The organism is Amycolatopsis saalfeldensis (genome assembly GCF_900110575.1).
GTDB classification, from domain to species: domain Bacteria; phylum Actinomycetota; class Actinomycetes; order Mycobacteriales; family Pseudonocardiaceae; genus Amycolatopsis; species Amycolatopsis saalfeldensis.
The window spans coordinates 352,895-364,093 of sequence record NZ_FOEF01000002.1 but is presented as its reverse complement, the minus strand read 5'-3'; the positions used below and the strand labels follow the sequence as shown (position 1 = coordinate 364,093).

Annotated in this window: 9 protein-coding genes; 5 read left to right on the top strand and 4 right to left on the bottom strand. The window is 70.1% G+C overall.

Annotated elements, in window-relative coordinates; all coding sequences use genetic code 11:
* Window positions 1–3: 3 nt before the first annotated feature.
* Both BMY97_RS05800 and BMY97_RS05795 read right to left on the bottom strand, forming a co-directional pair.
* On the bottom strand, window positions 4–1,131 hold the full coding sequence (locus BMY97_RS05800; protein ID WP_091613585.1) for a S1 family peptidase: 1,128 nt from the start codon (window positions 1,129–1,131) through the stop codon (window positions 4–6).
* Between the two features lie 153 nt (window positions 1,132–1,284).
* Window positions 1,285–1,947: a TetR/AcrR family transcriptional regulator gene (locus tag BMY97_RS05795; protein WP_091613582.1), complete on the bottom strand. Its 663-nt coding sequence runs from the start codon at window positions 1,945–1,947 to the stop codon at window positions 1,285–1,287.
* A gap of 42 nt (window positions 1,948–1,989) precedes the next feature.
* On the opposite strand from BMY97_RS05795, the gene BMY97_RS05790 reads away from it, so the two are divergent.
* From BMY97_RS05790 to BMY97_RS05780, 3 genes are read left to right on the top strand one after another with little or no spacing between them, the layout of a single operon-like run.
* Window positions 1,990–2,922, top strand: a complete 933-nt coding sequence (locus tag BMY97_RS05790; RefSeq protein ID WP_245787172.1) for an AurF N-oxygenase family protein — start codon at window positions 1,990–1,992, stop codon at window positions 2,920–2,922.
* A 34-nt stretch (window positions 2,923–2,956) separates the two neighbouring features.
* Window positions 2,957–4,504: a flavin-containing monooxygenase gene (locus BMY97_RS05785; protein ID WP_091613576.1), complete on the top strand. Its 1,548-nt coding sequence runs from the start codon at window positions 2,957–2,959 to the stop codon at window positions 4,502–4,504.
* Window positions 4,505–4,525: 21 nt separating this feature from the next.
* Complete coding sequence (locus BMY97_RS05780) at window positions 4,526–5,587, top strand: hypothetical protein (RefSeq protein ID WP_091613573.1); 1,062 nt, start codon at window positions 4,526–4,528, stop codon at window positions 5,585–5,587.
* Window positions 5,588–5,711: 124 nt separating this feature from the next.
* Here the strand turns inward: BMY97_RS05780 and BMY97_RS05775 are convergent, their stop codons facing one another.
* Window positions 5,712–6,962, bottom strand: coding sequence for a S53 family peptidase (locus BMY97_RS05775; protein ID WP_091613570.1), 1,251 nt, complete (start codon window positions 6,960–6,962; stop codon window positions 5,712–5,714).
* A gap of 241 nt (window positions 6,963–7,203) precedes the next feature.
* On the opposite strand from BMY97_RS05775, the gene BMY97_RS05770 reads away from it, so the two are divergent.
* Entirely contained in the window at window positions 7,204–9,552 is a 2,349-nt protein-coding gene (locus BMY97_RS05770; protein ID WP_245787171.1) for a chitobiase/beta-hexosaminidase C-terminal domain-containing protein, read from the top strand.
* Between the two features lie 80 nt (window positions 9,553–9,632).
* On the opposite strand, the gene BMY97_RS05765 is transcribed toward BMY97_RS05770, so the two are convergent.
* A complete protein-coding gene (locus tag BMY97_RS05765) occupies window positions 9,633–10,562 on the bottom strand; it encodes a glycoside hydrolase family 16 protein (RefSeq protein ID WP_218156701.1) in 930 nt (309 codons plus the stop codon).
* A gap of 304 nt (window positions 10,563–10,866) precedes the next feature.
* Between BMY97_RS05765 and BMY97_RS05760 the strand changes: the two genes are divergently transcribed.
* Entirely contained in the window at window positions 10,867–11,190 is a 324-nt protein-coding gene (locus BMY97_RS05760) for an STAS domain-containing protein (RefSeq protein ID WP_143086127.1), read from the top strand.
* Window positions 11,191–11,199: the final 9 nt, after the last annotated feature.

Here is an 11,199-nt window from a genome sequence, read left to right as displayed (position 1 = left end):
GGGTCAGCCCGTGACGAGGGACCGCCCGTAGGTCTGCAGGATCTCGTTCACCGGCTGGAACCAGGTGTTGCCGCCGGCGGTGCAGTCGCCGTAGCCGCCCGAGGTGACGCCCTGGGCCTGGTCACCGGTGATGAACGAGCCGCCGGAGTCGCCGGGCTCGGCGCACACGCTGGTGCGGGTGACCTGGTAGACCGCGCCCTGCGAGTAGTTGACCGTGTCGTTCAGCGTCAGCACGGTGCCGCAGTGCCAGTGCGAGGTCGAGCCGGATCGGCAGATCGACGACCCGGCCGGCGCGACCGAGGAGCCGCGGACGATCACGTCGCTGACCGTCCCCCAGCCGAGCACGACCGGGGCGGTCCACCAGCCGTTGCCGATGTTGATGATCGAGTAGTCGTTGCCGGGGAACGAGGAGCCGCCGAAGGTGCCCATCGCCGAGCCGTCCCAGCCGACCACCGAGCTGCCCGCGCCGCCGCAGTGCCCGGCGCTGACGAACCCGCCGTTCACCGAGAATCCGATCGAGCAGCGCGTGTTCCCGTTGATGTAGTAGGGATCGCCACCGACGGTGCCGGCCGAGAACGTCTGCGGCCGGGGCTCCGTCGCGACGGTCACTGGCCCGGCCGCGCGGGCGCGGGCGAGGAAGGCGTCGACGTCCGCGCCGTGCGCGCCCGGCTGGAGGCTGACGACCACGCTGCCGGTGCGCTGGTCCGTGCTCCAGCCGCTGACCTGGGCCGGGGCGGGCTTCGTCTTCGTCGAGGCGTCGATGGCCGCCTTGGCCTTGTCCAGCGCCGCCGCGCTGATTCGGGCCGGGGCGGTTTCGGCGCCCGCGCGGTGAACGGCGTCGGCCGCGGCCGGGTCCGTCACGCCGACGACCAGCTTGCCCAGGGCCGGGTCGAACCAGGCGCCGCCGTAGGCCGCGCCGGCCGCCTGCTGCGCGGCCGGCATCAGCTTCGACGCCGCCAGCTCCTGCCCGAGCCGGGCCTGCGCCTGGCCGGCGGTCAGGCCGAGGTCGCGCTGCATGGCGGCGAGCAGTTCGGGGGACGCCTGCGCGGTGGCGGCGGGTGCCACCACCGAGGCGAGGCTCGCCGTGAGCACGGCCGCACCGGCCAGCGCTAGGGTGATTCTTCGACGCATCGGAACTCCTCCAAGGTCGGGGGAAAGAAACCCACTGCCCGCCGAGTGTGGGAAGCCGATCGGAACCGGTCCAGCCCTGGCCCGCGTTTTGTCTGAAACCTGTCGCTGTGACTACTCCGAGCGTCCACAGGGGAATGGACTTCCGGGCAGACCTCAGCTGCCGGCGTGGTCCCGATGGGGGCGCAGGGCCCGCACGATCGGCGTCAGGTACAGCTCCGCCAGGCGCCGCCGTTCGGCGGGGGAATCGAGCGGCAGCACGGTCTCGGGCGTGAGCACGAGCGACAGCACGACGCGGACGAGGAGTTCGGCCGCGCTGTCGACGTCGCGGTCGGGCAGGTCGAGGTGGTCCGCGGCGATCTCGGCCCGGATGAGGCCGGCGATCCAGGCCCGGGCCGCGGCCACGACCCCGCCCGCCTGGGTGGTCAGGTGCGGCAGGATCAGCTCCGGCTCCGTGCGCAGCAGCCGGTTCAGCAGCCGGTGCCCGCGCAGGAACCCGAGGCAGAACAGCAGCCCCTCGACGAGTTTGTCCTCGGGGCGCGGATGCTTCGCGACGACCTCGTCGACCTTGGTCAGGAACCGGCGCAGCTCGTGCATCAGCAGCGCGTTGAGCAGCTGGTCCTTCTTGGGGAAGTACCGGTAGATCGTCACCCGGGACAGTCCGACCCGGCGGGCGACGTCGTCGATGGTGAACCGCCGCAGGCCGAAGTCCTCCGCCTGCTCCAGCGCAGCGCCGAGGATGCGCTCGGACCCCTCGTCCGGCAGCTCGCTGGCCCGCGCGCGGCGCAGCAGGTCCTCGCCCGTCCCGTCCACCGTCATGCGAAAAGCCTAACGCCTTTACAGCTTGACTAACATTGTTACATGCGTTCTCCTGTACGGAAGCAGCGACGGGAGGCGGCGGAGATGGTGCGAACCGATCGGGAGACCACCGCGAACAGGCTCCTCAAGGCCAGCGCGAACCTGTCTTACGACCCGCACGTGGACATCGACTGGAACGCCCCGCTGGTCGACGGCAGCTTCTTCATCCCGGAGCGCACCGTGTCGCTGTACGGCACACCGCTGTGGGACCGGATGAGCCACGAGCAGCGGGTGGAGCTGTCACGCCAGGAGCTGATCAACTCCGTCAGCGTCGGGATCTGGTTCGAGATCATCCTCATGCAGATGCTGCTGCGGATGTCGTACAACACCGATCCCACCACCGCCCACGTGCGGTACGCCCTGACCGAGATCGCCGACGAATGCCGTCACTCCACCATGTTCTCGATGCTGATCGAGAAGGTCGGCGGCCGGCCGTACCGCAACCCGAGGCCGTTGCAGCTCACCGCCCAGGCCCTGCCGCTGATCCTGCGTGGCCCGTCGATGTGGGTGGCGACGCTGATCGGCGAGGAGGTGTTCGACGCCCTGCAGCGCGAGCACCTGAAGGACGAAACCGTGCAGCCGCTGGTCCGCGCGGTGATGCGGATCCACGTCACCGAGGAAGCCCGGCACGTGCGCTACGCCCGCGAGGACCTGATGCGCCTGCTGGAGCATTCCCCTTGGCCCGTCCGGGAGTTCACCCGCGACGTGGTGGCGGTCGGCGCGCTCATGCTGGCCCGGATCCTGGCGCGGCCCAAGCAGTACGCCCGCGCCGGGCTGCCCGACCCGAAGCGGGCCGCGGAGCTGGCCTGGGCGAACCCCCAGCGCCGCGAAACGCTGGCGTCGGGCGCCTCCCGGCTGGTGCGCTTCCTGGCGGAAGCCGACCTCATCGGGGGCCCGAGCAAGAAGCTGTGGCGCGATTCCGGCCTGCTCGCCTGACCATCGCCGGACGCTGACGAGGGAGTACCGCGCTATGCCCGAAGCACCTCAGCACGAGGTCATCGTCATCGGCGCCGGGTTCGCCGGGATCTGCATGGCCATCCGGCTCCGCAAGGCGGGCCTGCGCGACTTCGTGATCCTGGAGCGCGCCGACGACATCGGCGGCACCTGGCGCGACAACCGCTATCCCGGCGTGGCAGTGGACATCCCGTCGGTGACCTATCAGTTCTCCTTCGCGCAGAACGGGAACTGGCGGCGGGTGTTCGCCAAGGGCGCCGAAGTGAAGGAGTACGCCGACAGCCTGGTCGCCGAGCACGGCCTGCGCCCGCACGTCCGGCTCGGCCAGGACGTGGTCTCCGCCGAGTTCGACGCGCGACGGCACTGCTGGCTGGTGCGGACGGCGGCCGGCGACGAATTCACCGCCCGGTTCCTGGTCTCCGCCCACGGGGTGTTCGGCAAGGCCAGCACCCCGGACATCGAGGGCGTAGGCGAGTTCGCCGGCCGGACCGTCCACACGCTGCACTGGGATCAGGACTACGCACCCGAAGGCGAGCGGGTGGCGGTGATCGGCACCGGGGCGTCCTCGGTGCAGCTGGTGCCGGAGCTGGCGCGCGAGGTCGAACGGCTCGACGTCTACCAGCGCACGCCGATCTGGGTGATGCCCCGGCCCGACGTGAAGCTGTCCCCGCGTGCGCGGAAGGTCCTCGACCGGTTCGCCCCGGCGCGGTGGGCGAGCCGCGGTCTGGTCAGCACCGGCATCGAGCTGGCGATGTGGCTCGGCGTCACGAACTACACCCGGCTGCCGTTCCTGACCAAACGCATCGAGAAGCTGTCCTTGCGGCACCTGCGGCAGCAGGTTTCCGATCCGGGCCTCCGGGAACGGCTGAAGCCCGGCTACGATTTCGGCTGCAAACGACCGGCGCTGTCCAACCATTACTGGAGCGCGTTCGAGAAACGCAACGTCGAGCTGGTGACCGACCGCATCAAGCGCGTCCACCCGCACGCCATCGAAACCGCGGACGGCACGGTCCGCGAGATCGACACTCTCGTACTGGCCACCGGGTTCAAATTCTTCGAATACGACAGCGTGCCGGGTTACGCGGTGCGCGGGGAAGACGGGGTCGACCTGCGCGACTGGTGGGCGGAGAACCGTTTCCAGGCGTACGAGGGCATCACCGTGCCCGGTTTCCCGAACCTGTTCCTCATTCCCGGCCCGCATTTCGCGACCAGCTGGTCGTGGCTGGTGATGGCCGAGAACCAGACCGCGCACGCGCTGCGCTGCATCACCCACGCCCGCGCGCAGGGCGCGACGTACGTGGGCATCCGCCGGCCCGCGCACGACCGCTTCTACCGGGCGATGCGACGGGGGCACCGGAAATCGTTGTTCACCAGTGCTTCTTGCGCGGATTCGAACACCTACTACCTCGATCGGCACGGCGAGCCGTCGATCGTCCGGCCCCAATCCAGCGCGAAGGTGTGGTGGCGGGCCCGCCACTTCCCGCTGGCCGACTACGAATGGCGCCACCCGGTTCCCGACCGGCCGAAACAACCCGGGATCACCGCCTCGAACAGATTGTCGTGATCGGCCGCTAAAGTCTCCGCGGTGAACTTCGGAAGGCACCCGTACCGCACCGTTTCCCTGCTCATCGTCGCCGTGATGGCGTTCTGGGCGCTGGTCGGATACGGCCTGATCCTGGTGTGGGACAAGGTGTTCGGCCCGCAGGCACCGACGAGCCTGCCCTCGCCCTGGCCGTCGGCGGGCGGGTCGGCCGTGCGGACGGTGCCGCTGCCGACCGGCGAGATGGTGGCGGCGCTGCCGGCCCGGACGGCGGCCGACGCGCTCTGCACCGCGATCCCGGAGCAGACCTGGTCGAAGCTGCTCGGCGGCCCGATCGCGCTGGAGGTCGACGTGTTCGGCTACTGCCACGTCGTCACCGCAACCCTCAGCCTCGACGTGCACCCCGTCGATGCCAAGCCCTTCACCACCGGCGCCACCAAGCCGGTGCGGGTCGGCGGGCACGACGCCATTCTGGCCGCCGACGAGGGCCAGACCATCGCGACGCTGTTCGTCACGGTCGCCCGTACCAGCGCGGTCCCGGGGATGGTGTACCCGATGCTGGACTTCGACCTGACCGAGGACTTCCGCGCCGATTCCGGCCGCGACCTGGTCGCCATGGTCCAGGCCGTCGGGGACGCCGTGGTGCCGGCGGTGACCGCGCCCGGCCTGCCGCTCCCCCCGATCACCGCGGCCGCCGGCGAGCTGCCCCCGCGTGAGGTCGGCGGCGTGCCCGGGTTCGGCATCGCCGACAGCGCCTACCCGATGGCCGCCTGGCAGCTGTGCACCCAGCTCGCCAAGGCGCTCAGCGTGCCGATCGCCGAAACGAAGCCCAAGGCGAACGGCGCCTGCGACACCGTCCGCACTCAAGCCGCCTTCGCGACCGCCTCGTACGTCCCGCCCACGTTCCGGGAGCAGGAGGAGAGCTGGCCGGACACCGTCGCCGGCCGCCCCGCCCGGTTCGACGGCGACGGCGGCGTCGAGGTCAAGCTCCGCGACGACTCGAACCAGTCGGTGCGGATCTTCTACAGCGTCGCCCGCTCAAACGACCAGCGGCGGGATGTGCAGGACTTCGCCGAGCTGGTGCTGCCGCCGTTGCTGGGCCGCTGACCCGGGGCGTACGAGGGCGCATCGTCACGTCCTCGTCATCCGGGTCCCAGGCGTGAGCTGGTCGATGAGGACCAGCTCGTCGGCCGTGCCCCAGGCGGAGGCAACGGGGAACTCGAGTGGCGACTCAGAAGGCCGCCGTGCCGTGGGGACTGCCGAGGCCGGTCGGACCGTCGTAGCCGGGCCCCGCGGTGCACAGGTACGAGCCGCTGCAGCTGCCGTTGTTGCCGGACGTGACGTCGTACAGGCCATCGGGGTGCGCGTACGGCGAAGATCCCGCGGTGACGGAGTTCCCGGCCAGTGCGTACACGCTCGCGATCACCGGCGAGGACAGGCTGGTGCCGCCGACCTGCACCCAGCCGTCGGCGCCCTGGGCGAGCCCGAGCGAGAGCAGCAGGTCGCAGAAAGCCGAGCTGCCGCAACTGTTGTACGTGTCGTAGACGCCCAGCCCGGTGTTCGGGTCGGCCACCGCGGCGACGTCCGCGACAGTCCGCTTCGCGCAGCCGGCGTCGTGCTGCCAGGTGGGTTTCGTCTCGATCGTGGAGCAGCCACTGCCGCTGCCCGACCATGCCGTCTCCGACCAGCCGCGGGTGGTGCCCGCCGCCTTGCTCAGCGTCGTGCCGCCGACAGCGGTGACGTACGGCGAGGACGCGGGCCAGCTGACGCCGTAGCCGGAGTCGCCCGAAGACGCGGTGACGGCGATGCCCGGGTGGTTCAGGTGGGCGTCGGCGGCGGTGATGGTCGGGTCCTCGGTGCCGCCGTAGCTGTTGGAGATGGCCACGACGCCGGGGGTCGCCGCGGCGGTGTCGACGGCCGTCATCAGCGGGTCCGTGTCCGCGGAGCTCGCCTCGACCAGGAGGATGTGGCAGTCCGGGCAGGCCGACGACACGGCGTCGAGGTCGAGGCTGATCTCCTCGGCCCAGCCGTAGTCGCCGGCGGGCAGCGGGCTCGCCGCGCCGTTCTGGTTCACCTTCTTGAAGCAGCCGTTCGCCGTGGTGCACGGCGAAAGCCCGCGCGCGGAGCGGAACTGCGCGAGGTCGGCCTCGGCGGTCGGCGCGTCCATCGCGTCGACGATCGCGACGGTGCGGCCGTCCGCGTGCAGCCCGCCGAGGTTGTACGCGGCCTGGATCTCGGCCGGCCCGTAGCCGACGGGGGTCGAGGTGAGCAGCGGGCCGGAGCCTTTCGGCGACTTCACCGCCTTGCCGAGGCAGTGCAGCTGGCCCGAAGCCGAGCAGGCGAAGTTCACCAGGCCGCCGCGCAGGAGCGGCGTCGCCTCGGCGCTCGTCGCGGTGACCAGGGAAAGCGGGACGACGGCGGCCGCGGCCAGCACGGCCGCCGCGAGCGCACGGACCAGGGTTTTGCCGCGAGAGGGTGACATCCTGCCTCCTCGGAGAACGCGAACACGGTGAGACAGAAGATGGTCGCACGTCACCCGGTCGTGAATCACCCATCCGAAGGATGTAATTCGCAGACCGTGACTTTTTTGATCATTGGTCCAGACAAATGTTACCCACTCGTGACGATAGTCCCGCAGGCCGGGAGCTACTTTGTTGTGACTCGCAACAAAAAGCTCGTCAGCGCATTCCCCACGGCATTCCCAACGGCGGAGGTGTCACGGCGTGAACCGGACCTTGGTGTTGTCCCGAAGACCTCAGGCATCCCGAAGACGGCGGGGTCCCCTCGCCGCGATCGCGCTCGCCGCGGCGGGCCTGCTGGCCGGCGCGGGACTCGTCGCCCCCGTCGCCTCGGCGGCGGCCGACTACACCCAGAGCGCGACCCAGCTCAGCAGCACCCAGGCGCAGATCGCCTTCACCCCGGCCACCGCGTCGCTCTACGTCGACGTGCACTACACCGGCGTCCCCGGGATCGGTCAGCAGAACGTCCGGATGGCCGACAACTCCGGCACCTGGACCTACACCGTCGGCGGCCTGAGCACCGGCACCGTGCTCGACTACTGGTTCACCTACGAAAAAGGCGGGCCGCAGTACGACACCCCGCACTTCAGCTACACCCAGGGCGGCGCGACCGGGACAGTCGCCGCACCCGCCTTCAGCCCCGCGGGCGGCAGCTACCCCAGCGCCCAGACGGTGACCCTCACGTCGGCGACGTCCGGCGCGAGCATCCGGTACACCACCGACGGCTCGACCCCCACGGCATCGTCCACTTTGTACAGTGCGCCGATCCGCGTGCCGACCTCGCGCACGGTCTCGGCGATCGCGCTCAAGTCCGGCTCGGCGAACTCCCCCGTCGCCAGCGCGACCTACACGATCGGCGCGCAGGCGGGCTGCACCACGCAGCCGAACGTGCCCGACTTCGGGCCGAACGTGCGGATCTTCGACCCCGGCATGTCCGCCGCGGCCATCCAGTCGCAGCTCGACACCGACTTCAACGCCCAGAAGGACACTCTCACCGCGCAGTTCGCCGACCGGCGGGTGGCGCACCTGTTCAAGCCGGGCACCTACAACGTGCACGACAACGTCGGCTTCTACACCTCGGTCGCCGGCCTCGGGCAGAACCCGGACGACGTGCAGATCAACGGCGACCTCACGGTGGACGCGTTCAACGCCTCCGACCAGGGTGTCGCGCTGCAGAACTTCTGGCGCTCCGCGGAGAACATGGCGGTCACGCCGTCCAGCGGCAACGACCGGTGGGCAGTGGCGCAGGCCGCGCCGTTCCGCCGGATGGACGTGCGCGGCGGGCTCCAGCTGTACCCGGCGAGCTACGGCTACGCCAGCGGCGGCTACATCGCCGACACCCGCGTCTCCGGGCAAACCGCGTCCATTTCGCAGCAGCAGTGGTACACCCGTGACTCGTCGCTGGGCAGCTGGGCCGGCGGTGTCTGGAACATGGTCTTCTCCGGCACCACGGGCGCCCCGGCGAACACCTTCCCCAACCCGCCGGAGACGACGCTCGCGACCACCCCGGTCTCGCGCGACGTGCCGTACCTCTACGTCGACGGCGACGGCAACTACCGCGTTTTCCTTCCTTCCCTGCGCACGAACGCGTCCGGGCCGAGCTGGGCCGGCGGCAGCACCCCGGGCTCGTCGCTGCCGATGAGCCAGTTCTACGTGGTCAAGGCGGGCGACACGGCCGCGACCATCAACAGCGCGCTTTCTTCGGGCTGCAACCTGTTCTTCACCCCGGGCATCTACCACCTGAACCAGACGCTCAACGTCAGCCGGGCGAACACCGTGGTGCTCGGCGTCGGCTACCCGACGCTGGTGCCGGACAACGGCGTCACCGCCATGCAGGTCGCGGACGTGGACGGCGTCCGGGTCAAGGGCCTGCTGTTCGACGCCGGCACCACGAACTCGCCGGCCCTGCTGACCGTCGGCGCGTCCGGGTCCACCGCCGACCACGCGGGCAACCCGACCACCCTGCAGGACGTGTTCTTCCGCATCGGCGGCCAGATCGCCGGCAAGGCCACGAACAGCCTGGTCGTCAACAGCAACAACACGATCATCGACCACACCTGGGCCTGGCGGGCCGACCACGGCAATGCCGGCACCGTCGGCTGGACCACCAACACCGCCGACACCGGCGTGCTCGTCAACGGCAACAACGTGCTGGCCACCGGCCTGTTCGTCGAGCATTACCAGAAATACCAGGTGATCTGGAACGGCCAGGGCGGCAAGACCATCTTCTTCCAGAACGAGATGCCCTACGACGTGCCGGACCAGGCGTCCTGGAACGCGCCATCGGGCGTCGCCGGGTACGCCGCGTACAAGGTGGGTGCGAACGTGACCTCGCACGAGGCCTGGGGTTTGGGCAGTTACTGCTTCTTCGACACCAACCCCGCGGTCTCCAGCTACCACGCGTTCGAAGTGCCGAACAACGCAGGCGTGCGGTTCCACAGCCTGCTCACGGTGTCCCTCAACTACCGGGGCACGATCACCCATGTGATCAACGACGCAGGCGGAACCACCCCATCGGGGACCGTCCCGGTCGACGTGGTGAGCTACCCCTAGCCCCCGAGATGGGGTAGAAAGCAGATGGCCTCCTTGCCGGTCCCCCGACCCGGCAAGGAGGCCATCTCGCTGTCCGGCCCTCAGCTGGTGCTGGTCTTGACGGTGAACGAGTCGATGCTCATGCCCGCGCCCGGGGTGATGTCGGCCGAGGGCGAGGTGCAGCCGCAGACCTTGTTCGGGTACGAGCCGCCGATCGCGACGTCGAAGATGGCGAAGAAGCCGTGGTCGACCGCGGCCTTCCAGGTGGCGTCGGAGACCTGGTTCTGCTTGACCGAGTAGGTCTGCACGCCGTCGAGGGAAAAGCGCAGCTCCTCCGCGGCGGCGTCGCGGCGGTCGACGACCACCGAGTAGGTGTGGTAGCCGGTCTGGCAGCCCGCGCAGTCCTGCAGGTCGCTGGTGATGCCGTCCGGGTCGTGGCACTCGCCCGCCCACTGTCCACAGTGGAACGTGGTGGAGTGCTTGCTGAGCGCGTTGACGTCCTCCATGATGTCGATCTCGCCGATGCTGGGCCAGTTCGTGGCGCCGACCGGGCGCGCGTCGGCGCCCATCGCCCAGAACGCGGGCCAGTAGCCGAGGCCGCTCGCCGGGTTGGGCTGCTGCAGGGTCGCGCTCATCTCCATCTGGCCGCCGGCGGGCGCGCCGAAGTCGGTGCGCTGGGTCTCGATCCGGCCCGAGGTCCAGTTGCCGCCGCCGTCGCGCAGGGGCTTGATGACCAGGTGGCCGCTGCCGTCGTGGTAGACGTTGCCGATGGAGTCGGTGGACGTCTCGATCTCGCCGGTGCCCCAGTTCGCGGCGCCGCCGGGGTAGCCGGTCCCCTTGTCGTAGAGCCAGTCCTGGGTGTTCAGCCCGGTACCGGCCGCCCCGTCGAAGTTGTCCTGGAAGACGGTCGTCCAGGTTTCGGCCGCCTGGGCCGGAGCGCCCGCCATCGCCGTGGCCAGCGGGAAGGCCAGTGTGGTCAGGAGGATGGAGAGGCGCTTGGTGGTCCGGCGCGCCGAGCTGCGTCGATGCATGAGTCCGCCTTCTCGTCGTTGAGATCGGAGTGGATCGGAATCGATTCCGATCCACTGTCGGTGACCGCTCGCGCACGGGTCAAAGAACAGTGCCCGGCCAGGAAGACCTCCCGGTACGCGCGGGCACGGCCCGCGGTGGCGGGTTTGAGCGGGCGGCCCGGCGGGAACGGGCGCGCCGGCGTGAACGCGGTGCGTGATCTCCGGTTGCCGAAGCGTGACTATTCCAGTCCCCGCTGAGCGCGCAGCGGGCCGGATACCTGTCGTACGCTGGACTTTCCCGGTGAAGCCGCGGTTGGAGGCCAGGATGAGCCTGCTGAGCGTCTTTCTTGACGGAGAAGTCCTACTGACCGTGGACGGGGTGCTCGACGGTGCCGCCGCCCCGGCCTACCACCGTCTCATCGAAGAAGCATTCGAGCAGGAGGCCCGCCGCGTGGTGGTCGACCTGACGCGGACGACGGCGCTGGACGCCGGTGGTTCCGCGGTGCTGGCCGAGACGGCCGCGGCCTGCGTCGCGCGGGACACGCACCTCATCATCGCCCTGCCGAACGGCGTCGAGGCCGAGATCACCGATCCCGGTCAGGTGCGGGTGCTGCTGCGCAGCGTCGGCCCGTGGCAGGACGCGGGCTGACGCGTTCCG

Bases quoted from the DNA above. Each gene is read 5' to 3' on its own strand.
- BMY97_RS05795 (WP_091613582.1), bottom strand. From the start codon at position 1,947: ATGACGGTGGACGGGACGGGCGAGGACCTGCTGCGCCGCGCGCGGGCC.
- BMY97_RS05800 (WP_091613585.1), bottom strand. From the start codon at position 1,131: ATGCGTCGAAGAATCACCCTAGCGCTGGCCGGTGCGGCCGTGCTCACG.
- BMY97_RS05790 (WP_245787172.1), top strand. From the start codon at position 1,990: ATGCGTTCTCCTGTACGGAAGCAGCGACGGGAGGCGGCGGAGATGGTG.
- BMY97_RS05785 (WP_091613576.1), top strand. From the start codon at position 2,957: ATGCCCGAAGCACCTCAGCACGAGGTCATCGTCATCGGCGCCGGGTTC.
- BMY97_RS05775 (WP_091613570.1), bottom strand. From the start codon at position 6,962: ATGTCACCCTCTCGCGGCAAAACCCTGGTCCGTGCGCTCGCGGCGGCC.
- BMY97_RS05765 (WP_218156701.1), bottom strand. From the start codon at position 10,562: ATGCATCGACGCAGCTCGGCGCGCCGGACCACCAAGCGCCTCTCCATC.
- BMY97_RS05760 (WP_143086127.1), top strand. From the start codon at position 10,867: ATGAGCCTGCTGAGCGTCTTTCTTGACGGAGAAGTCCTACTGACCGTG.